Raw genomic sequence first — 23,038 nt, 5'->3', positions numbered from 1 at the left:
CATGGTAGATATCCAATCACCCTCATTTGCAGAAGCAATTTCAGCCTTAGTAGCTCAGGCAAAGAGCGATGAAAATATAAAAAAATTATTACTTAGTGAGCCCGAAAAATTTTTAGCTCAACATGGCCTTGTTCTAAGTGATTATGAAATTATTGTTGGGGAAAAAGCTGATTACGGATTATTTTTTGCGTTAAATCCAAAAAAAATGAAAATAAGTTCTGATAATACAAAAACAGATGATTCGTTTGATCCGCAACGCGACTTAAATTTTCTTGACTGTCTGCATTATTGATAAGGGATTAGCTGATGAGAAATTTACGAGATTGGCTTGATCATCTCTCAGATACTGAACGCTTAATGGTATCTAAAACTGGAGTTGATCCCAGATTTGAAGTTATGACTTGGATTGAACAATTTGAAGGAAAGAAAGCCTGCTTTTTTCCTGAACCTAAAGGATACAGCATACCCGTAGTAGGAGGCGCTTTAGGCCAGCGTAGCTGGATCGCCGAAATCATGAATGTCAAAGAAGAAGACATGCTGGAGTCTATATTAAGAGCTTTACATCATCCCTTACCCTGGAAGGTTGTGAACCAGGAATCAGCTCCTGTGCATGAAGTTATCATTGATAAAAATATTGATCTGTTGAAACTACTGCCCGTGGTGACTCATCATGAGAAGGATGCTGCTCCCTTTATTACCTCAGGTTTAGTGCATGGCTTAAATTTAAAAACCGGAAAACAAAACACCTCGATTAATCGTATGCAAGTTCATCTGCCTGACAAGCTGGGTATTCTTATGCTGCCTCGCGATCTTCATGCTTATTATCAGGACGCAGACAAAGAGGGGGTTCCCTTACCTATTACTATAACGATCGGCCACGATCCCATCACTAAATTATCTTCGCAACTCATGGCTCCGAGAGATCAATCTGAGCTTGAAATTGCTGGTGCACTAAGAGGTCAGCCTTTAGAAGTAGTTAAGTCTTATACTAATGATATTTTTATCCCTGCAGAAGCTGAAATAGCAATAGAGGGCGAAATTTTACCTGGATTGCGGGCTTTAGAAGGGCCTTTTGGTGAGTTTCCCAAATATTATACGGGTTGTTCAATGCTCCCAGTCGTGCAGATTAAGTGTATTACTCATCGGCGAAATCCTATTTATGAAACGAATCATCCTTCTGGTTTAGAAAATATTGTGTTGGGAGGGGTTCCTAGAGAAGCTTCTTTCTTAGAAAGGATTCGTTTAAGTTTCCCGAATGTTCTGGATCTCAGATTAACTCCGGGTGGCTTAGGGCGTTATCACCTAATAATTAAGATGAAGAAGAGCAATCCCGGGGAGGCTAAGAATGTCATTGCTTGCGCATTCGGATGCCACTACGACATAAAACAGGTAATAGTGGTCGATGACGATATTAATATCGATGATCCTACTCAGGTAGAATGGGCTGTAGCGACACGTTTTCAAGCAGATAGAGACTTGGTTGTTATTCAACGCGCACTCGGTTCAAAACTCGATCCTAGCGCTATAAAGCATACCTTGAGCTCCAAAGTGGGTATTGATGCGACGAAGTATCTTGATGCGCTTGATAAATTTTATGTGACTCAAGTGCCTTCGCCCGAGCATTATGTATTTACAAAGCCTGATGAGGTACTGATGCAGAAATTTAAAAAATATATTGCTTGATAAAGAGACCGATTCCAGATTTCCCTCATCCGCCCCGCGGGCACCTTCTCCCCTGAGAGGAGAGGTACCCGAAGGGGGTGCAGAAAAGTTAATTGGAGCATCGCAAAGCTAATGTTTCGATGGATAAAGGCATGGTGGGCTGAGCGTATTGTTAGGCGTTCCCCCATAAATGATGCTGAATGGCAGGACGTCTTTCAAGATCTCCGCTTATTTCGATATTTAACAATGCAGGAACGAGCAAAGTTAAAACGCCTAGCTATTTTATTGCTTCACTATAAAGTTTTAGAGAGTGTTGGTGAGCTAGAAATAACCAACCGGATGCGAGCAGAGATTGCTTTGCAAGCTTGTCTCCCGATTTTGAATCTTGGACTTGATTGGTATGAGGGCTGGATATCGATCATTCTCTATCCCGGTGAATTTTCAAGGCAAAGTACCGAAGTTGATGAGTGCGGAGTCGTTCATCAAGGCAGAGTACATCTCAGTGGTGAGTCATGGCAGCGTGGGCCAGTTATTCTCTCCTGGGATAACTCTCGGCATAGGGAAAATAGTAGTGGCAATGTAATTATTCATGAGTTTGCCCACAAATTAGATATGCTAAATGGAAGAGCAAATGGTTTTCCGCCACTTCATAAGGAAATGTCTGCGCATCAATGGGCTGAAGTATTTAATCGAGCCTATGCCGATTTTGAAAGGCATTTACAAGAAGGAACCCCTCTTCCTATTAACAGTTATGCAGCTGCATCTCCAGGCGAGTTTTTTGCTGTTTTCTCTGAGTATTTCTTTGAAGAACCTGGGTTAATTAAGCAATATTATCCCGAAGTTTATGAGTTGTTGATAAGTTTTTACCGGCAGGATCCATTAAATGGGAGAAGTGAGTAATGCAATCTTACTTGATGTTAAAAATGTTTCATGTTTTTGGCGTTATTTTGTTTTTAGGCAACATTATTGTTACAGCGTTTTGGAAAACATTTGCAGATTATTCAAAGGATTGGCGAGTTATTGCTTTCTCACAAAAATTGGTAACCTACACGGATATTTTCTTTACTGCCATTGGCGCGTTGATACTAGCCGTTACGGGAATTTTAATGGCGAAGCAATATGCTAATTTCTTGCACATCAAATGGATAGCCTGGGGACTAGGGCTCTTTATTGCTTCCGGGATTATTTGGGTGTTAATCCTGGTACCCTTACAAATTAAGTTACACCAAATTGCCAAACAATTTAAAACTACTCAAACGGTTTCTGACGAGTACTGGAGACTGGAAAAGTTTTGGATGATATTTGGCATCATTGCAACCGTCTTACCTTTAATAAATTTATATTGGATGGTATTCAAACCCAATTAATGTTAATGGGTAAGCATCCCTTACATTCCGTCATCCAGAGCGTAGCGAAGGATCTCCTGAATGAGGCGCAGTGCTAATCTCGAAGATCCTTCGCTGCGCTCTGGATGACGGGCTATGTTAGGGGCGGGGCTGACCTATTACTAGGAGCACGGGGCTATTACGCATGTTCAATCCAAGGTTATCCAAAAGCTATTAATCGCATCTAATAAATCATTAAAGGTTTTTTCTAAATGCTCTGCAAGTTGCGGTTTTGCTTTGACTGCCTCATGAAAGTCAGCGAGTGCTTGTGTCAGTTGAGGTAGGCTCAGACAGATTACACCGCCACGAACCCTATGTAATTCCGTTCTTAAAGACTCTTCATTATGGGCTTCGTAGGCTTTAATCAGCCGCTCTTGCGACATAGTAAGGTCGATAGCAAGAGCTGCTAATAACTCGCGAACACAATCTTCATCGCCGCTAAATTGTTTAAGGCATTGAGCCCAATCGATGATAGGTCTGACATCGTGGGTATTTGGTTTTGTGAATAGCTCTCCATTATCATCGCTCTGATTTTTTTTCCCTTTAAGGACATAATTCACTATCAGGGATTCTAGTGTCTCGGCATTGAGTGGTTTGGCATAAACGTCTTGCATGCCAACAGCAAGTGCTTCTGTTCTCTTGTCAAAGTCATTGGCATGTCCCGTCAATGCAATAATAGGAACCTGGGCATTTTTGGTTTGCGCCAAGGCGCGAATTTGTTTTGTTGCTGCAATACCGTCTATATCTGAAAGGCCTATATCCATCAAGATGAAGTCATAGAGATACTCGCCGGCCATTTTAACTGCTTGTTGACCTGTTTCTGCTCTATCACAAATACAATGACTATAGAGGCGCTTGATAGCAGCTTGCACGGCTCTTGCGGCAACCATATTATCTTCAACGATTAAAATTCGCACAGTTTCTTGTTGATTCGTAGAGCTTTGTTCCTGTTCTTTTTTAGATTTTGAACCTAGGGCAGGCAACATGATGGCCTTTTGTTGAGCATCGTCTAATTCAGTCACATCGATTGAATTAGCGATGATGCCGATGACTTTGCCTTGATTATCTTTAAGTGGTTTTTTTATTGTGGCGAAATATTTTTCCTCACCCTTTATGATTACCCTTTCATAAAAGGTAAGAGATTTTCCAGTTTCTAATACTTTTTGGTCATTGATTTCGATAGTTTTAGCGTATTTTTCACCCCAGATCGCTTTGTCATTTTTGCCAATAATCTCTTCGGGTTTAGTAAGACCAGCAATTAATACGTAATATTGGCTACAGCCTAGATAAATCCCGTCAATGTTCTTCCAATAAATACAGCCAGGAAAGTCGTTGACCAATTGCTCTAAGCAAAAGATAACATTGGGTTTTTCTGTGCGTTTAATTTTCTTTTTATCCAACTGCGGGTCATTTTTCATAAAAAATGTTCTCACTTAATCGTGATCTAATTATCTCTGACTAATGCTCTGTTAAGGTAATTTTATGCACATCTATTCCAAAAAGGAATAGGGTATGCCTAAAACTTATCCAAGTTTCATAGCCCCATAATGTGCTCAACATAAAATTAACTTAGAAATTGAGGCTTATACGGGGTTTTATTATGAACACAGAACAAGATGTATTGAACAGTCTTCAAGACGACATTTGGTCATCTCTAGCTGTTGATGCCGTTATTGCTGAAAAAGTAGAAAAAAGAGCACAGAGGGGTCAGGATTTGCAAATGTATTCCTTAGAGATACAGCCTCGTTTTCGCGAAGAAAGATTTAACATGGAAAATGTTAATACCTTTGTTGATGCCATACATCAGCAAGCCATGAATAGTTCAAAACCAATTCGTGTTCAACTTGTGGTTAAAACCTCCAATGTTCACTGGACAGCAATGGATATCGAGGTTTCTCAAGAGGGCGTTAAATGTATAAACATTGATGCCGTAGCAGATCCAACCTCATTAGGCGCAAAAGAGATCTTTGATAAATTAGTAGAAAAATACCCAAACTCTGATCCCAACAAGTCAAAATTCTATTTCTTGCGAGATGGTTCTTTACCCTCCGATGAGACTAAAAAGCAAGGTATTCAATATGACGGAGCTAGCTGCTCAAGATTTGCATTAGATATTTTATTTCACCTGAGCAATCTCGATTCCTTCACTATCCTGGAGAATCGTGAACAAGAAATGCGTGAAAACAACACGCCTTTTAAAATACCCTCAGGTTCCAAGCATGAACGTTTTTTTAACGCAAGCAACATTCCTCCGGAATTTGCCTTCGTCTATAGAGGAACCCAATCCAAGGAATCCTTTGCTTCATTGCCAGAAACCTTGTACCAACAGGAAGTCAATAAAAAAGGAGAAAACTTAGCAAGCGCTGAGGCTAAACATACAAAACCAGTTGAAGTAAAAGGGGTTACAAAGTTAAGAAACTTGGCCATTCAACATAAGCGAGATGGTTTTATCCAGGATGTTAGAGAGGCAATGCTGAGCCAGCCCGGTTTTCTTAAAAAAGTACAAGATAGAGATGCTCTGACTGCAATAGCTAAAGGTTCCCTTGCTGCTCAGAGAAAATTTATTCAGCCTAGTGTAACAGCTAATCTAATTAGAGAGGCGCAATCGATTATGGAAAATAAAACGCCGAATGGATTATCCGGAAAATATAATCGCTTGTGTGATAGATATCATTTTTTTCAATCTGCAAGAGATTTGGAAAAAGGGAAGATTCCAGAGGCTATTGGCCATTTAAGTGCTGTGAGCTGCCTGACTGAAAACCATAAAAATCGGCTTACAACTATCCAAAAAGAATTTCAGGAGGATGATGAAAAGGTACTAGGGGACGAACAACCAAAATTAATGGGCTAAGCAAGATGGCAGAGCAATAAGTTATTCCTTTGTACAGGACAAAAAATAGAAATCTACATAAATGTTTAAAAGTCCGTAGCCTGGATGGGACGAAGCGAAATCCGGGAGCAGTGAATTTTATGACGTGATAAAAATAATCATCAATTGAGCTTTGTGGGTTGGATCACTGCCCCTGCCTAAAACCCTTAGCTGTAAGGCTTTTAGACACTTATGTAGATACCTATGGGGCAGGCCGCGGGAATTCGAGTTATTTCAGGGATTATATGTTTGGCCTAGACCATTCGTCTTGGAAGGTTCTGGTATTTTCGCTGCCGTTGCAGGGTCTTGATCCGCATTAAAAAATCGATAAGAAGATACAGTGTATTTAGATGATTCAGGTGCTGATGATTGTTTTTTGAGATTAACTAAAGCAGCATGAGGGAAGAAATTTGAGAGTTTAGAGTTTCTATAACCTGCTATGACAGTTTGCTCATTTTCATCGGCTTGATACTCTTTTACTTCATAGGTTCTGTTAGAAGCGGCTTGCTCCATCTTATCAATAGAAACATCCCCATCTTCATCATAGAGCTCATTGTTAGAGGTTAATACTAGATAACATTGTTTATCCTGAGACATAAGTAGCTCAATATTAAAATAAAAAGGGAGCACACTGTAACATATTTAACAGGTCTGGTCTAAGTGAAAAATGATCTGTGTGTAGCAATTAAGTGCAGATATTGTTGCTTACTCTGAACAACACCGTAGCCTGGATGCAGCGAAGCGAAATCCAGGAAGTCGGATCTCTGCTCCCGAATTTCGCTTCGCTGCATCCGGGCTACATTTTTTGCTATTGTCCTAAGCACAGCTTATTAGCATATTTTTCCGCTTCAGATCTGGTTTTATTCATACCGTCACGCGAATAGGCAAAGGTGTAATTATCAACATAACACTGTAAGGTATTTTTAGAGTAATAAGTTGACGCTTCAAAATCACTAATTGTAGTAGCAAGTCTCTTGGCTTCAGATTTGAGTTTATTCATGCCTTCGCCTGTATAAGCGAATTTATAGGCGGCTTTATACACGCCTAAATAAGCTGCAGGGCAAAATTTTGCAGTGATCTGAGTCGCAAATTTTTCTGCTTCGGAGGATAGTTCATTTAAGCCTTCATAACTATAAGACCATCTATAGGCTTCTTTAAATACGTCATTGATAGTTCCACAAGTGATGTCATTGGGTAAGGATATGACCGTATCAATTTGAGTTGCTAGGGCATCCACTATTCTTTGTTGTTCTGCGTTTAGTGAATACTCGGTGTAATACATTTTTTCTGCTAGCCTATATAACTTCTCATAGAGATAGGGGCTGGAGTTAGTTGTTGTTGCCGCTGAGGCCATCACTGATAGAGAAGACAGTACTACGAATAATGATTTGTTGATAATTCTCATTGTTGACACCTTATATTAGATATTAGCCAATTCCGAAAACCTTAAGCAAAAAGCGCGGCCACTGTATCACTACATACCAGCGGATGCAATTTAAAAGATCAGGCTTGACCTTGCCGCAGCGTTAACCTTTATTCTCCATCTTGTTATTAAGAGGAATGCAACATGAGATACACGATTAAACAGTTGGCGAAGCTTTCAGGTGTGAGCACTCGTACTTTGCGTTTTTATGATGAGATTGGCTTATTGAAGCCTGCATTTTATGGTGATAACCAATACCGTTATTACAAAGAAGAGCAATTGCTTTTGCTGCAGCAAATCTTGTTTTTTCGTGAACTCGAGTTTCCTCTTAATACCATTGAGCGGATTTTGAATAGTGATGACTTCGATAAAATAAAATCATTAGAACAGCAAAAATCCTCGTTGAAATCGAATGTTGAGCGGACAGAAAAGCTCATTCAAACGATTGATAAAACCATTTCACATTTAAGAGGACAATATAAAATGCGGACTGAAGAAATGTTTGAGGGTTTTGACCCTATTAAACAACAAGAGCATGAACAATATATGTTGGATACCGGACTTCTTTCACAACAACAGATTGATGACAGTTGGCAACGTGTTGCTCATTGGAAAAAAGCGGATTGGGAGAAGTTTAATGATGCAGGGGACAAACTGCACTTAGCTTTGATGGAGGCACTCCAACAGGGGGAAAAAGTAGATTCAGCTAAGGTCCAGAAGCTTATCCAACAGCATTTTGATTGGGTTAATAATTTCTGGACGCCCACTAAGGAAAGCTATTTAGGACTTGGACAAATGTATTTGGAGCATCCAGATTTTCGAGCCTTCTATGAGCATTATCATCCCGATTTGGCCAAGTACATCGCTGAGGCGATGAAAGTGTTTGCAGCGCTTCATTTAAATGAGTTATGAGTTAGCTGAATGTCTAATCAGTAATACTGGGGTTGTCGCTATTCTGATCGCAAGTTCAGCGACACTCCCTAAAATCAGATGATTAAAGCCTCGGCGTCCATGGGTTCCAATAACAAGCAAATCAGCAGCACTTTGTTTGGTTTCTTCGATAATGACTTCCGCAACTCTACCCTGAAAACTATTGAGTTGAACGAGCTTGGTCTCAAACTTAATAGACGATTGGCTGCTTATTCTTTCCTTAGCCTGGTCTAAAATTTTCTGTCCTTCTCTTTTATATAGCTCGATCAGTGGCGAGTAATCAAAACCAGCTCCGCCATGAAATCCAAAATTTTCTTCAACCACATGGATAACTAAGAGAACAGCTTTTTGATCTTCGGCTAATTTAATTGCTTCTTGGAGCGCGTAATTGGAGGTATTACTCCCATCAACAGCGAGGATAATTTTCTTGTATAGCATAATGTTCTACCTATGGCTTAACTAATTTGAATCGTTAGGGATTGCTTATTTTGTCTCGTTCAAAGGAACAATATAGCAGTTCGCTGTAATTGAATACAATGGATTGGCGAAAATGCTGAGCTTGTCAGCTTATAGCCGTCAGGCTAAGAGAAAAATCTAGCTCAGACCCGTCTTTTGAAGGACCCGTTCGGCCTGAGGAGTGGCGCAAGCCATGTCTCAAAGGCTCTAAGCAAAGCTTCGAGACAGCGCTGTGCGCTTCCTCAGCCCGAACGGAACATGTCTAGATGGAAGTAATTGCGTATTAAATGAGCAAAAATCCTTGGCTTGATGGCTATGGGCTTTTCAACCCAGCCATTCAAAGCCAAGAATCAACCAGGCCTGCGCGTCATCTCTGACGGCGAATCAGCTTCCTCGACCCTATTTTGCGCGAGTATCTCTGCCATTTTCTCATTCATCCAACTCATGAGTGTTACTGCAGACATTACTCGCAAGCCTCTAGGAAGGGAGCCTTTAAAAAAACCATAAGCTCCATGACTTGCATAGAGGGTCTGAGTCGTTTTAAAAAAACCAGCAGGATTGGCCGTGGCGTAGGATTGTTGTTTTGATTTGACTACATCAAATCCTTGAGAGGCAAGAGTTGCTCCGATTCCAGCAAGCATTCCTGCTAGTAGGGATGCGGCATAGTCATTGGGGCAATATTGCCTAAAGTTGTCTTTCAACAAGGGCGTCACTGCTAGAAAAAATGTCGAAAACATTCCTTCGCGCAGCATGGTTGCCATCATTCCTGTGTATAGACGAGGCATACCACCTTGTTGGAACAAATAGCGGCCTGTGGAAAGGAAACTAGCTCTTTGATGTGTCATTACCATTTCTGTTGGGCAGCTTATCAAGGCAGAACCAACCCCAGCAGCAAAAGCGCTCGCCATTTGTTGGCTATTCGATAATGCATAGCGACTATCGAAAAACCACTTTTGGAAAAAGCTATTCAATCCTACTTGTACCGCAGTTATGGGGATCATGCTGGCAGCATTGGGTAAGATACCTTTGTACAGTATGCGTGGATTGAGAGTAAAAGGCGCGTCATTTTGCAACCTGGTTTTTATTGACCATAGGGGATGATCAACGAGTACTTCAAAGGCACCGGTGACACTTCCAGCCAATATACTTCGGAAAACACTTAGTCCATTTTTCTTTTCTTTAGGTTGAGTCTCAGCGCTATGCGCCTCAAATTTATCTTGCATAATATTCTCCGCTAGTTAAGTTAAATTTCATTTATCCGCGGGAACCGCCTCTCCCTAGAGAGGCGCGGATAAACGAAAGAAACCGCCCTAGGGAAAGGAAGGAAAGAGAAGAATCACCACTAAAGAAAGGCTATTTTGAAGGGCAACTAAATCGCAGAGAAAAGGCGTGCTTGTAGATAAATCTACAGTCTGTGCAACGCTGATTTCTATACTACGATTGTTCATTATGAGTTCTTTTACACAAAGTTAGTTTTTAAAATAGCATAGTGATTTTCAATCGGTCAACCTGTATTGTGATGATTTAAATTAGAAAGATTTAGCTTCTATGCTATCTTCTTCAGCATTAGGCAGGAATTTATGAGTAAGCCCATGAAGTTGTTTAGTATTTTGATGCTTTTTATCAGCGCGACCTCTTTTGCTTTAGTCTTGGATGACAAGGGGCAAATGAGTGCAACGCCGGTTTCTCAGGTTATTTCAATTAGCTCTGAAGCAGATATCCAAAACGCAATAAAACAGGCCTCTCTGCAACATCTCCCGATTGCGATTATGGGCAAACGCTATAGCCAGGGCGGGCAAACCTTGTCATTGCGAGCTATCGAATTGGATATGCAGTCATTTAACCGAGTCTTAGAAATTGATGTGGCAAAGAAACAAGTGACTGTGCAAAGTGGTATTAGCTGGTCTGAATTGCAAAAAGCGGTCAATCCTTACAATTTAGCGGTTAGCTCTATGCAATCACCTAATCTTTTTACTGTAGGTGGTTCAATGAGCGTTAATGCTCATGGTGATGATTTTCGAGCAGGGGCAGTGGGGGCTTGTGTTGTTTCCTTTCATATCATTTTGGCTAATGGTAAAAAACTTTTTGTTTCCCAAGAGACTGAGCCCGTATTATGGCAGGCTGTAAGAGGGGGCTATGGCCTGTTAGGCGTGGTGACCGATGTCAAGCTCCAGTTAACTGATAATCATTTGCTTGAAAGTAACTATCAAGAGTCAGGCCTAGAGCATTTTCCTATCTATTTTCAGAATAACCTTTTAAATAAAAAAGAGATTTCCTTGTTTTATGCGCATCTTAATATAGCGCCGGGTAAAGATTTCTTAAACAAAATGTATATCATCACTTATAGTAACACTTATAAACTACCTCCCAACGTGATAGCGCTTGATAACCCTGATAAATGGAATGTTCTCCTAACTCCGCTGTTCAATTTATCCAGAAAAGGCTCTTCTGGCAAAGCCTTGCGTTGGGCCTTAGAAAAACAACTTTTTAGTCAGTTTTATAATCATCGGATAGTGACGCGAAATAATGCGATGGAGAAACCTGTTCGTTTTGCCTCTGACTATCATAGCGCCAAGGATGTGGATTGGTTGCAAGAGTATTTTATTCCTGTAGCCAAACTTCCTCAGTTCATTCATAGGCTTCGCTCTATTATGTTAAAAAATTCAGTGAATTTGCTGAATGTGACGATTCGCTATGTTCCTGCGGAAGAGGACATTTTATTGGCTTATTCACCTAAAAACAGTTTTGCTGTAGTTCTCTATTTTAATCAAGATCTTGCGAAAGATGAGATTGAACGTACAAAGGTCTGGACTCGTCAACTAATTGATGCTGCCCTCGCTGTAGAGGGCACTTATTATTTGCCTTATCAACCTTTTGCAGCAAAAACGCAATTTCGTGAAGCCTATCCAAGATATAAGGAATTTATAAAAATAAAAGAGGCTTATGATCCTCAAAATTTATTTATAAGTAAGTTCTATCAACGTTACTTTCGTATTCAGTAAATTGATTCTTATCATCAATTAGTAATTGCATTAGCTTAGGGTGCACAAATAGTTTTTCTTTTCCTTTAGAAACTTCATGAAGAACACCAAGTTCAGCCAGTTTTTTTAAGTAAGTAGACGCTGTTTGACGATGTGCTATACCTGTTTCAATAAGATTTTGAATGCGGCAATAAGGCTGTTCAAAGATAAGGCTAATTAATTCATAGCTATATATACGAGGTAACTGCTGGCGAACAAAGTTTGCTGTATGTTCTATAAGTTGCTTAATGGCGTTTATTTTGTGGTAAGTTAGCTGAGCTGTTTTAGTGACTGCCTCAAGCATATAAAGAATCCATTCCTGCCACTCATTTCTTTTAGTTACAGCCTCAAGACGTAGATAGTATTCTTTTTTATGTCGGACAATGTAATGACTAAGGTATAGAATAGGCAGTGAAAGTAAGCCTTTTTCTATTAAAAAAAGAGTATTTATTATTCTCCCTGTTCGCCCATTCCCATCTATAAATGGGTGTATTGCTTCGAATTGGTAATGGGCTACTGCCATACGTATAAGAGGGTCCAAATCGTCTTCACTATGAATAAACTGTTCCCAGTTTGAAAGCAGGTTACGAATAACAGTTTCTCCAACAGGCGGTGTATAAATTATTTCGCCATTGCTTGAATTAACAATTGTAGTTCCAGGTATGCGTCTTATATCCATCTCTGTATTTTTAATGGTAGAACATACTGCAACGACTGTTGCCGTGCTTAAAGGCCGTTCCTTTAATCTTATAAACCCTTGGTAAAGAGCCGTACGGTATCTTAAAGCTTCCTTTGTGGCCAAATCAGCATGAGTATCCTCTTGAGCAAATTGAAATAATTTATCAGTTGTAGTAACGATATTTTCGATTTCCGAGCTATCTTTTGCTTCTAACAATGGCAAGGCATTGATTAATAACCCCTGATTAGGTAGAAGTTCTCCTGCTTGCTTAAGCTCTGCTAATGCCGTTCTAGCGGGTATACAAGCTCTTAGTATTTGAATATTTTCAATTTCTGTTCGCGGCGGCAAAGAAGGCAAATCATTATAAGGTTGGTTAGGATTGCAACTCATGTTTAAAAAACCGTGAATTTTCGACATATTTTGAGTATATGTTTATACCATCGACATATCTAGATTTTATGTCGAAAAAAATAGATTTTATCGACATAACTTTATTCACAACGTTATTTTTAGATTTTCAAATAATAACTATAAACTTTTAAGAATCAGGCTTAATGGTTATTTAATGAGCTGAAAGTACTATTGCTGTATTTGTTTGAGCAGCTGCCATGATATTTGTAATAGATTGTCCCAATGAACAGAGTTTAGAAACAAAACTCAAGATAGATTTTATTAAGCAACTTGAACACCCATCAGAAAGCTATTTATTGAATACCTTAGTGGCAAGTCTGGATGCTAAATTTGACTTGATAAAGGTCGTTTTTGTGGATGATGCAAATCAAGTTTCGAATCCAGAGTTAGGAATTATAGCTCTTCCCTTAAATTTACCCCTGGATGAAACGCTTTATTACTTAATCAATGCACTATGCCTTTTTGATAATCAAGCAAACCTTGACTATGCAAATTTTAATTCGGCTGGAGCTTATGCTGAAGCCATACTGCATTGGCAATATACAGCTACAACACGTTGTGTTGAAATTTGTATGGATTATCTTCAATCTAACAAGACGGAGTTAGAGTCTGATAGCCCGGTTGATGTTCTGCAGGCAATGCTGAATTTATCTTTCGAAGATTATAAATTGCAAATGCAGGCTGCAAGGTTGAGCTATGAGTCTGCTTGGCAGGAGACTCAAGAGGCTAATGATGAGCTTAATGCAACCGGGGAGCTTATCAAGGAGTTAGAAGCGAGTCATCTTAATACTCTTAGGAAATTAGATGCCTTATCAGAGCAAGCGCTGGAGAATAAATTAAGGATAGAGCAGTTAAGGCAAGAAATTGAACCTTATGTTGCTAGCCTGACACCAAGCACCTACCTCTTTGCCCAGCAACGAGATGCTTCTTGTATGCTCATGCCCTTTATTAATCTTGCCCAAATGCGTTCACAAAAGAAACGTGATGGAGGGTTGAAATTATTTGATAGGTCTTGGCGTTCTAAAGAAGAATGGTTTTCAGATACTTTCTTAGCCTTGAAGGCTTGGTATGAGGCAATGGGGCGCTTATCCTTTCCCTCAGATTTTGAGGAGCATGCCTTTGCTGACTATCAAAATACGCTACTCAGCTGTGGTTTGTTACAAGAAAATATTTCGGAGTTGAAGACCCTGGATGGTTCGCCTTATATCGACCCGAATAATTTGACCAGCCTTAAAACGTTATTTTACACCCCTTATACAACTAGTCTCGGCTATAAGTTTGTTATGTTAACCAAGAACCTGCCCTTATATAGCCAAAATGGGCGGTTTTATCTCTTTAATCCAGTGAATAATCATTATTTGCTAGTGCAAGGCAATAGAGGAGAGGTTCTGCAGGTTAAAGACATTAATATACCCGAACCTCTGCGGGTCTATTACGGCCTGGAGCCAGAGATGCCTTTATTTCCTTGCAGGCCAGCCTTTGGGTTTGAGGTCTCTTATAGAACTTCCTATTTCGATAAGAAAGAGGTTCTTATTGAGAATCAAGATGTTGGTTATTTTTACTCGGCTGGTTTGTACCAACTGATGCTACTAGGACTCCAGCTTGATAGGGATAATCAGGTGATTGTAGAAGGGCATCCTCTTTTTAGCGTATATCAGAATTTTAAAAGAGAAATGGCTTCCTCTCCTGTCAATCCATGGAATTCGGAACATTTTAAGAAGGAAAATCTATTTGAATATCATTTAGCTGAAATCTTGCAAGAACGCCCCGATCTTAAGGCTGGGATACAAGGCTGCATTTCATCCTATACAGTTTGGCCTTATTACTCGCAGTTCAATGAACTAGAGGGAGGGGCGGATTATGAGAAGTATCTTCCAGGTGAAAACCAAATGCTGGCCTACGCCATTTCACAAAACTTAAAAAGTCTTTGGGCTATGTCCTTGGCTGCTGAGAAATTTGCTGTAGCCCTGGAATTGAACTCACTCCCAGAGACTGTGCTTCAGCAATTAGATTTAGGGGCTATTATAGAGGAGATACGTTCTGAGGCTTTCAAAGATGTGGATGGGCGATGTTTTATTAGTTATTGGATTGAATTACGTGGCCTTTTAGAGCAACGTGTTGGCGCTAATGCTGAATTGGTGAGTTTTGATGGGCATGGCAGTATAAAGAGTTTTAGCCCTAAAATAGTTTCTTACCAAAGGCAAAATGGCTTGGCTGATGAGGAGTTGTACACCTTGTTGGGCTATACAGAAATCGATTCTTTTTATAACGAAGGAAAGCAGCCTTTTTACCAGCGTACTGCTGCCGAAGAGCAACAGTTGAATCTTGCAGCGCAAAAAATACAGGAACATTGGCGTTTTTATAGGGCTCAGCGTGATAGGGAGCAACCTGCAAGCTCAAGTTCTCAAATTACTTTTGTACCTAGCAAAACTGAAGTCCCACGGTTTGCCCCATAGGTATCTACACAAAAAAAGCAAACGTAGCCTTGATTAGGCTGCGCTGCATCAAAGCTACACTTGTGTTATGGATTTGACCAGGGATAAACAGAGCACTTAGACTGATGAGGTTCATCGCTTTTCCTATTCACCACCACTCCTTACTAAGAATCTCCTTTAAAAATACATAATCGCTTTCTCCTAGTTTTTCCTTTACTTCTAGGTCAATGATTTTCAATGCATTTTTAGCTGTTTTTTTCAGCAAAACCCCTTTTTCAGTGAAAATAATAATCTTATCTCGATCATTATCTGGGGCGGCTTCCAAGGCTAAGATTTCTTCTTTGATAAGTTGGCTCACTACCTTATGCACGGCTTGCCTACTAATTCTTAGTCGGCGAGCAACCTCTGAAATTGAAAGGCTTTCTCCACGCAAGGTTGCTAATACCCTGGATTGAGCCTCTGTGAAATGCTTGTAGGGGGATTTAATTTTTTCTTGTTCTAACCGTTCTTCCAGCTTCCATAATTTTTCCTGCAATAATCCTTTCAAATTGCTTAGCAAATCATTTTTGTCATCTTTGGTTGACATATCGTCGCCTCGTCTTATAATGTCATCTCGAGTTGACATTATAATCTGGAGTAACATCATGGTCAAAGACAATAAAATTCCTTTTGAGATCGCTGTTCGATTACAAGGTTTTATTAATTTAGGTATTCAAAAAGAACAATTAATGTCAGTGGTTGTTCAAGCAGCCGATCAGGCTAAGCCTGGAACTGACGAATGGGTGCGAGCTCTGCTTACCTCTGCAGACAGGATCGCAGAAGATACACAAGATAACGAAGCGGATTGGTTGAATCTGTCTTTTTGGTATTTTTTAGCCCGGTTTCCTCATTGTTTTAATGAGTCAATGAAGTCAGCTTATGCCAAGCATAAAGACGCTTATCTTAAGGCTTGCGCGTTTTCTCCTTATCCGATTGAAAAAGTTAAAATCCCGCTGGCTGGTTTGGAGTTCGATACTTACTTAAGAAAACCACAGCAGGGGAAAGATCCTTTTGCTCTAGCTATCATTTGGGGTGGTATTGATATTTGGAAAAGTGATTTGCAAATTCACCAAATTGGCAATTTGTTATTGGAAAAGGGGATCGCTGTATTGGCCGTTGACTCTCCTGGAACAGGGGATTGTCCTATCCCTATATCTGCCTTTGCTGAAACTTGGTTCACATCGATCCTTGAGCAAATGAAAAACAGAAGTGATATTGATTCCAATAAAATCGCTTGCTATGGCTTATCTTTTGGGGGTTATTGGGCAACTAAGTTAGCTCTTCAGCACCCTTGGCTTGCTGGGGTTGTTAATGTGGGTGGGCCTGTCCATTCAACCTTCGATGCTGATTGGATTAAGCGATTGCCTGATGCAACCTACGATACTCTAGCTTATGCCTGTGGATTTAATGACCCAACAAATGCGTTTTTAGCTTATTGTCCTGAATTGTCTCTTAGTAAACAAAGCCTCTTGCCAGCAAAGGAAAATGCGCCTTTATTGGTCATTAATGGTGCCAAAGATAATTTAGTCCAGATTGCAGAAATAGAGTACTTGAGTAAGCAAGTCACTAACATTGATACTTTAGTCTTTTCCGAAGACAGGCATGTAGCTAGCAAAAATTGGCAGCTACATTCTCAATTTGCCGTAAATTGGTTAACGGAAAAATTAAAATTGCGCTGTTATTGATAGCTCACTGATTTTAATTCATCCGGTGAATCTTCTGGCTTCATCTTCTTTCTCAGGCGTACATCGTTTAATACAACGACATAACCATTCTTAGGCTCATCATCCATGTCTGTAACATCAAACTCCAAGCTCAAGTGGTCACCACTTGGGCTCCTTTTTAACCTGGTCTCATTAATATTTAATAAGGATGTGATATTTTTGGTGGAACCGGCGAGATTTGTTTTTTGTAGTTCAAGATCCTCTTCAGGAGTGATACTTTCCCTTGATTCATCATTATCATCTGGATCTTTCTTATGGTACTGAATACAGCCAGCACAGATATCGAAAATGCTAGCGCTCATCCAAACAAGATTACCAGTAACCATTAAGGCGCCAGCAATAATTTGCGGAGTAGTAATATTGTTGCTAATAAAATCGCCGTAGGCTCCAGACAAATAAAACACAGAAGAAGTGAAATATAAGGCACCTGAAATGATTTCAGTGGCAGAGCGTTTTCTCTTCGTTTTGGCCATAATTAACTCCCTATTATTAGTAGTTATAGCAATCCCATTTGCAATTAAGGCGATATTGGAAACTAGAAGGGCAGAAATAAGGGCTTTTTAAACATAATTATCCTTATTTATGGAGAAGAATTAAGGGATTTAATGCTTTACATTGGAAGAAATAGAAGGCCTCAATGATTAGACAATAAATTCTTTAATTACTCATAATTGACAGTTCATAATCACATGCCATTTTAAATATTACAAGAGCCTACTAAAGGCAATAAAACGAGGTGATTTGTTTAAATTTCAATAAAATCAAATGGTTATTTTTTCTGTGTAATTTTGATTAAAAAAAAGCAAAAAATAAATTGGAAATCGGTTAAAAATAACTTTTCCTTTTATTATATTTTTTTGAGTTGGTGATTTTTTTAAAATGTTTTACAATCGCCAACACCTTATAAAGGATTTGACAATAGCATTTTGACAGAGGAAGCCTTAAATCTGGTTTTATAAAATCCCCGACATCAGTTTCCTATGGTTTAGTTATTCTGTTTATATTCATTTTAAAAACGAGAACTAGCTCAGTGTATACCCTAAAACTCATTCCTGAAGGGTATAAATATTGACGATGTACTCCGTCGCTTTTTTTGGAGGTTGTGTATGGATATTGTGAGGATAGTTCTAGTTTGGATTTTGTCGATTTTCTTAATCAATGAAGGAATAGCAGCTAAGGATATCAGTCCAAGTAAAACTAGTGCGAGCATTAAAACCTCAACGCAATCAAAAGCTTTCACTGTTACGGCTCAAAGCGATGGTCATGAAACCGTTTCTCCCTCTCCACAGTATCCTCAGACTGTGGAGGCGGGCTATACAGCCTCTTTCACTGTCACTGCTAGTCAAAACTTTAACCTCCAATCGGTTACTGGAACCTGTCCAACAGGTAGCTGGAATGGCAATATCTATACCACAGGGCCAATTACTGCAAGCTGTGAAGTTTATTTTAATGCCAGCTCTAATCCCCTGACTGTTACCCCCAACGGTGATGGCAATGTAGAATTTTCGCCTAACTTTCCAGTAAATGTGGACTATAGCAACGCAATAGATTTCGAAGTCATCGCAAAGGCTGGCTATACTCTCCAGGCTGTCACTGGTGACTGCCCAGCGGGCTCCATGGTTGGCGATCAATATACTACCGGTGCTATTACGGCTAGCTGCTCGGTTAACTTTAGTGCAACAGCTAATACCTATAATGTGACCACCACTAGTGATGGTAATGAGACAATCTCACCTAGTTCGCAGACTGCAACCTATGGCCAACCGCTGGTGTTTAATGTAACAGCGAATACCGGCTATACACTAAATCAGCCGAGCGGGAGCTGTACACCAGGTACGTTGTCTGGAAATCAATATACTACCGGCCCCATTTTTTCTGAGTGTAATGTTGTATTTACAGCGACTATCAATACCTATCCTGTCACTGCGGCAGGAGATGACCATGTCACAGTTAGTCCTGCGACACAGAATATCGATTATGGTGCAACAGCTCAGATCGCAGTTACTCCTGCAACAGGTTATAGTGCCGCGATAGCCAGTGATAGTTGCGGAGGTTCCTTAGTAGGCAATACCTACACTACAGGCACTATTACGGGTCCTTGCTCGGTTTCCTTTAGTTCAACTATTGATACCTATACAGTCACTGCCTCTGGGGATGACAATGTTACAGTCAATCCTGCGTCACAGACTGTTGATTACAATACAACAGGCCAGGTCACACTAAATGTTGCAACAGGCTATAGTGCTGCAATAGCCAATGATACTTGTAACGGTACTTTAGTAGGCAATACCTACACCACAGGCAACGTAACGAGTAATTGTGCGGTTTCCTTTAGTTCCACTATCGATACCTATACAGTCACTGCCTCTGGGGATGACAATGTTACGGTCAATCCTGCGTCACAGACGGTTGATTACAATACAACAGGCCAGATTACCCTAAACGTTACAATACAACAGGCCAGGTCACCCTAAACGTTACAACCGGCTATAGTGCTGCAATAGCCAATGATACTTGCAACGGTACTTTAGTAGGCAATACCTACACCACAGGTAATGTGACGAGTAATTGTGCAGTTTCTTTTAGTTCAACTATCAATACCTTTACCATCCAGGCGAGCGCAGGAGCAGGGGGGAGCATTTACCCGAGTGGCAGCGTATCCGTAAACTACAATGCTAGCCAATCCTTCACCGCGACTCCAGCGGCTGGCTACAATGTTAGTGGCTGGCTGTTGGATAATGCAGATGCGGGTTGTGGGTTCAATACCACTTGTGTGATAGACAATGTGACAGCCGGTCATACGCTGACTGTTAGTTTTGTGCAGCAATTTGCGATTACGCCAAGTACTCTAGGAAATTGCAGCAGCATTTCACCGAGCTCACAGCAGTTTGTAACTAATGGCCAGAATAGTCCGCAATTCTCGGCGTCGGCGAGTACTGGCTACAGTGTCATTGGTTGGAATGTTGATGGTTTTGATTACCCGTCCTGTGACGGCAGTACAACTTGTACACTAACCAATGTAACTACCAATCATTCGCTTGCGGCAAGATGTACGGTTACGGTAGGGGGCTCTGTTAGTGGTGTTAATCGTGGTGAGCAGCTCCAATTGGTGAATAATGGACAAACTATAATACTAGATTCGACTCAAACATCCTTCACCTTTAATCCGCAAGATCCTAACACTAGTTATGATATACAAATAACGGAACCTTCGGGACAATTATGTAATTTTGTGAATGGAAATGGATCGGGGCCATTTAATGGTCAAAATGTGACAAATGCTTCTATCAGTTGTAGTGAGAATCCTGATTCTAAATATAAAATTGGAGGAAAAGTTAGCGGCCTTCTTAATAATGGTTCTGTTACTTTATTGAACAATGGAACGGATGAGTTGGAAGTCCAGCAAGATGGTAAGTTTACTTTTAGCACTCCTTTAGAAAATGGTTCAGAATACCAAATCACTGTGTCTGCATCGCCACTTCATCAGAGTTGTTCAGTTACCGTTCCTGAAAATGGGATAGGGTATGTCGCTGGGGAAGATATTACTAGTATAGTGGTGGACTGTACCTTAGATCTGCCTTTCATGGAGAGCTTTAGAAACTCATCAACGAACCTATCTTGGGAATCTCCAGGGCAAAATACCAGCACGAATTGGGCTTGTTTAACTGCGTCTAATATTGCTGGGACTAGTACAGATATCATTTATGGTTGCGCTAACTCTAGTTATGAAGGCCAGCAAGAGCCTTCCGGTCAGCCGCAGCCATGTGGGGGTAGTACGTCGTTATATATGCAATGTGGCTGGTATGATGCGGCATCGAATACTATAGATGAGCAGGGAAACGGCTCTCTGAAATTAACCGACTATTATGAAAATAAAGAAGGAGGTGTTATCTTTAATTACTTATTCCCTATGACGAAAGGACTTACTATTCAATTTACAGCCTACTCCTATGGGTGGGGGTATTACCTTCCTGCAGATGGGATCTCCTTTTTTCTGATTGATGGAACATCTGGCACTATTCCTACAGCACTTGGTCCTTTTGGCGGCGGGTTAGGCTATGGGAATAACAGGGTCAACGGTACTAGCAATGGGGCGGCCATAGCAAATGGTTATATTGGAGTCGGCTTTGATGAGTATGGTAATTTTGCTGAAGCCGTATCGACGGGGAATAATCCTATACCTGATAGAATAGCAATAAGAGGGCCCACAGGAGATACCTCATCCTGTGGTACAAATGCTTGTGATAATCAACTGCTTAAAGCTACTGACCAGTTATCACCCTCATTATCTTCTACTTCTAATCCTTTACTGCTCAGGAATTTGGTAGTTGATGAAAGTACAGGTCGTAATGTATATAAGGTTGAAGTCACTTCTGCTTGTGTTGTCACGGTCTCACGTAATAACGATCAAATTATTCAAACGTATGATGTACCTGCTAATACGGGGGTTCCTTGTCCTCCAACTGTGTATCTTGGCTATGCTGCAAGTACAGGGATAGGTGTAAGTGTTCATGAGATAACGGACATGATAGTGGATACTCCTGATGCCTTTAATTCAGTAAATGTCGTACTAACAAATACTAACGGTAATCAGGTGACTATAACAAACACCATGGCTAATAATAATGTAGATTCTATGACACAGGACTCAGATGGAACCTATACCTTACCTACTTCTTTAGTTGAAGATTCTACTTATAGTGTGGCAGCGACCCTAACAGCAAGTGGCCAAAGTTGTACTATTGGTACTAATGGCTCTGGAACGATGCCAGATTCAGATATAACAGTAACCGTCGATTGTGGATCATCGGAGTAACGGTTGCTTGATACCTAGATCCCGCGGTCAAGCCGCGGGATTTCGGGAGATTGATGTGAGATCTCGAATACTAGGCCTCCAAATTTCAACTATCAAAAATTTGTATCTAAGATTAAAGCTTTCTAAGGTATATTTTTATATCGCTGGAAAAATTAATCGGAGATTTGTGAAATGCCCAATTATGGAAATGAGCAGGATGCTACAAGCGACCCTTCAACTATAACCCAAGCAGAGCCTAAGACGCCTAGGATGCAAACAGAATCTTTGGCAGAACTACAATTGCTTCAAGATACAGCACCTTGGCTCCTACGAACCACCTCAGAAATTAGAAAGGGACTGAGCCAGGCAAGTGATAAGGCTGAGGAGTTGATGGCAATTTTTAACCTGCTAACAAGTAAGAAGACAGTGGAGGATTTGAATTCCTTGAGTTTAGTGGCAGGGGATGGAGCGTTTAAACAATTTCGAGAGGGCTGGAAAAATTTTATTATTTTGGAGAAAACCCATCAACTTTTCACCGAGCAAGCAGAACAGTTACAACAAGTTGATAGTGGTCAGACCCCCAAGTCTCCTGAGTTGCCCTATTATTCCGTAGAGATTATCGAAAAACTTGAAATAGAGCAGGAGAGAGGAAGCCGGCAGATTATTGATCATACTGCTAGACTGGCTAAGACATCCTTGCATGCCGCAAGGCAATGGTATGATGACCATATGATGCGGTTTCATGCCAATCTTGAGCAGGATAAACGCGACTATATCGCGCAACACAAAGAGGAAAAATTTGGGCAGCCAGTTGAAGGGATCCCAAGCTTACGGGCCTTGTGTCAGCGTAAACTCGAACAACAGCAGGATTCACGCATATGGTGTACTTTGTTCAACACAGAGCCGGTTCAACCTGAGCGAGAGCATGCTCCTCCTCGATCTGAAATCGAAATCCCTCCTTCCATTGATGATGAGCAGGGACGACAAACAGACGATTATATTGGTTCGTCAATGAGAAGTTAGGATGAACTTATTTAAGCAAAGAATTGGCTTCGTAGCTACTAGGCGACGCCATTATGTGCATAGCATTGATATTAGCTCATTAGTGCTAATAAAGAATTTCTTTCGTAGCCTATTCCAATAATTCATAACGACGTCACTAGTCCTTAATCTGGCCTGTTCATAATGGGAGTTAGTTAATTATTTGGAC

Annotated in this window: 21 protein-coding genes; 12 read left to right on the top strand and 9 right to left on the bottom strand. The window is 40.4% G+C overall.

Features of this window, described 5'->3' with window-relative positions; all coding sequences use genetic code 11:
• The first annotated feature begins 1 nt into the window (after position 1).
• The 4 genes from BN1094_RS09955 (at position 2) to BN1094_RS09940 (ending at position 3,029) form a co-directional block, all read left to right on the top strand.
• Positions 2–292: a hypothetical protein gene (locus BN1094_RS09955; RefSeq protein ID WP_052403237.1), complete on the top strand. Its 291-nt coding sequence runs from the start codon at positions 2–4 to the stop codon at positions 290–292.
• A 14-nt stretch (positions 293–306) separates the two neighbouring features.
• Positions 307–1,683 (top strand): UbiD family decarboxylase, encoded by a 1,377-nt coding sequence (locus BN1094_RS09950; protein WP_043874253.1) that lies wholly within the window; start codon positions 307–309, stop codon positions 1,681–1,683.
• 111 nt (positions 1,684–1,794) lie between these two features.
• The gene (locus BN1094_RS09945; protein ID WP_043874252.1) at positions 1,795–2,562 is read left to right on the top strand and encodes a M90 family metallopeptidase; all 768 of its coding nucleotides are present in this window, start codon (positions 1,795–1,797) and stop codon (positions 2,560–2,562) included.
• Positions 2,562–3,029, top strand: coding sequence for a DUF2269 family protein (locus BN1094_RS09940; protein WP_043874251.1), 468 nt, complete (start codon positions 2,562–2,564; stop codon positions 3,027–3,029). Before BN1094_RS09945 ends, BN1094_RS09940 begins: the two co-directional genes overlap by 1 nt.
• Before the next feature lie 167 nt (positions 3,030–3,196).
• On the opposite strand, the gene BN1094_RS18855 is transcribed toward BN1094_RS09940, so the two are convergent.
• The gene (locus BN1094_RS18855) at positions 3,197–4,465 is read right to left on the bottom strand and encodes a response regulator (RefSeq protein WP_052403236.1); all 1,269 of its coding nucleotides are present in this window, start codon (positions 4,463–4,465) and stop codon (positions 3,197–3,199) included.
• 182 nt (positions 4,466–4,647) lie between these two features.
• Here BN1094_RS18855 and BN1094_RS09930 point away from each other — a divergent pair, with 182 nt between their 5' ends.
• The gene (locus BN1094_RS09930; RefSeq protein WP_043874250.1) at positions 4,648–5,898 is read left to right on the top strand and encodes a YopJ family acetyltransferase; all 1,251 of its coding nucleotides are present in this window, start codon (positions 4,648–4,650) and stop codon (positions 5,896–5,898) included.
• Positions 5,899–6,150: 252 nt separating this feature from the next.
• Here the strand turns inward: BN1094_RS09930 and BN1094_RS09925 are convergent, their stop codons facing one another.
• Positions 6,151–6,513, bottom strand: coding sequence for a hypothetical protein (locus tag BN1094_RS09925; RefSeq protein WP_043874249.1), 363 nt, complete (start codon positions 6,511–6,513; stop codon positions 6,151–6,153).
• A 211-nt stretch (positions 6,514–6,724) separates the two neighbouring features.
• Entirely contained in the window at positions 6,725–7,321 is a 597-nt protein-coding gene (locus tag BN1094_RS09920) for a hypothetical protein (RefSeq protein WP_043874248.1), read from the bottom strand.
• A 162-nt stretch (positions 7,322–7,483) separates the two neighbouring features.
• Here BN1094_RS09920 and BN1094_RS09915 point away from each other — a divergent pair, with 162 nt between their 5' ends.
• Positions 7,484–8,251 (top strand): MerR family transcriptional regulator, encoded by a 768-nt coding sequence (locus BN1094_RS09915; RefSeq protein ID WP_043874247.1) that lies wholly within the window; start codon positions 7,484–7,486, stop codon positions 8,249–8,251.
• Here BN1094_RS09915 and BN1094_RS09910 read toward each other — a convergent pair.
• The 3 genes from BN1094_RS09910 to BN1094_RS19855 all read right to left on the bottom strand — a co-directional run bounded on the left by BN1094_RS09910 (position 8,246) and on the right by BN1094_RS19855 (position 10,173).
• A complete protein-coding gene (locus BN1094_RS09910; protein WP_043874246.1) occupies positions 8,246–8,707 on the bottom strand; it encodes a universal stress protein in 462 nt (153 codons plus the stop codon). The genes BN1094_RS09915 and BN1094_RS09910 overlap by 6 nt on opposite strands.
• 368 nt (positions 8,708–9,075) lie before the next feature.
• Complete coding sequence (locus BN1094_RS09905; protein ID WP_043874245.1) at positions 9,076–9,948, bottom strand: MC/SLC25 family protein; 873 nt, start codon at positions 9,946–9,948, stop codon at positions 9,076–9,078.
• 87 nt (positions 9,949–10,035) lie between these two features.
• Positions 10,036–10,173 (bottom strand): hypothetical protein, encoded by a 138-nt coding sequence (locus tag BN1094_RS19855; RefSeq protein ID WP_176695292.1) that lies wholly within the window; start codon positions 10,171–10,173, stop codon positions 10,036–10,038.
• A 132-nt stretch (positions 10,174–10,305) separates the two neighbouring features.
• On the opposite strand from BN1094_RS19855, the gene BN1094_RS09900 reads away from it, so the two are divergent.
• The gene (locus BN1094_RS09900; RefSeq protein WP_081935110.1) at positions 10,306–11,727 is read left to right on the top strand and encodes an FAD-binding oxidoreductase; all 1,422 of its coding nucleotides are present in this window, start codon (positions 10,306–10,308) and stop codon (positions 11,725–11,727) included.
• Here BN1094_RS09900 and fic read toward each other — a convergent pair.
• A complete protein-coding gene (gene fic, locus BN1094_RS09895; RefSeq protein ID WP_043874244.1) occupies positions 11,687–12,814 on the bottom strand; it encodes a protein adenylyltransferase Fic in 1,128 nt (375 codons plus the stop codon). The two genes, BN1094_RS09900 and fic, sit on opposite strands and share 41 nt — an antisense overlap.
• 218 nt (positions 12,815–13,032) lie before the next feature.
• Here fic and BN1094_RS09890 point away from each other — a divergent pair, with 218 nt between their 5' ends.
• Positions 13,033–15,291 carry a hypothetical protein gene (locus BN1094_RS09890; protein ID WP_043874243.1) on the top strand — a complete coding sequence of 753 codons (2,259 nt, stop codon included), beginning with the start codon at positions 13,033–13,035 and terminating at the stop codon, positions 15,289–15,291.
• A gap of 127 nt (positions 15,292–15,418) precedes the next feature.
• Here BN1094_RS09890 and BN1094_RS09885 read toward each other — a convergent pair whose 3' ends face one another.
• Positions 15,419–15,856 carry a MarR family winged helix-turn-helix transcriptional regulator gene (locus tag BN1094_RS09885; RefSeq protein WP_176695291.1) on the bottom strand — a complete coding sequence of 146 codons (438 nt, stop codon included), beginning with the start codon at positions 15,854–15,856 and terminating at the stop codon, positions 15,419–15,421.
• 58 nt (positions 15,857–15,914) lie between these two features.
• On the opposite strand from BN1094_RS09885, the gene BN1094_RS09880 reads away from it, so the two are divergent.
• Entirely contained in the window at positions 15,915–16,994 is a 1,080-nt protein-coding gene (locus BN1094_RS09880; RefSeq protein ID WP_043874241.1) for an alpha/beta hydrolase, read from the top strand.
• Here BN1094_RS09880 and BN1094_RS09875 read toward each other — a convergent pair.
• Positions 16,988–17,506, bottom strand: coding sequence for a hypothetical protein (locus BN1094_RS09875; RefSeq protein WP_043874240.1), 519 nt, complete (start codon positions 17,504–17,506; stop codon positions 16,988–16,990). The genes BN1094_RS09880 and BN1094_RS09875 overlap by 7 nt on opposite strands.
• Positions 17,507–18,139: 633 nt before the next feature.
• Here BN1094_RS09875 and BN1094_RS09870 point away from each other — a divergent pair.
• The 3 genes from BN1094_RS09870 to BN1094_RS09860 all read left to right on the top strand — a co-directional run bounded on the left by BN1094_RS09870 (position 18,140) and on the right by BN1094_RS09860 (position 22,851).
• Entirely contained in the window at positions 18,140–19,507 is a 1,368-nt protein-coding gene (locus BN1094_RS09870; protein WP_043874239.1) for a hypothetical protein, read from the top strand.
• 83 nt (positions 19,508–19,590) lie between these two features.
• A complete protein-coding gene (locus BN1094_RS09865; RefSeq protein WP_043874238.1) occupies positions 19,591–21,849 on the top strand; it encodes an InlB B-repeat-containing protein in 2,259 nt (752 codons plus the stop codon).
• 171 nt (positions 21,850–22,020) lie between these two features.
• Positions 22,021–22,851: a hypothetical protein gene (locus BN1094_RS09860; protein ID WP_043874237.1), complete on the top strand. Its 831-nt coding sequence runs from the start codon at positions 22,021–22,023 to the stop codon at positions 22,849–22,851.
• Positions 22,852–23,038: the final 187 nt, after the last annotated feature.

The sequence above is a fragment of the Legionella massiliensis genome (genome assembly GCF_000756815.1).
GTDB lineage: Bacteria > Pseudomonadota > Gammaproteobacteria > Legionellales > Legionellaceae > Tatlockia > Tatlockia massiliensis.
This window is presented reverse-complemented; position numbering and strand designations above follow the sequence as displayed.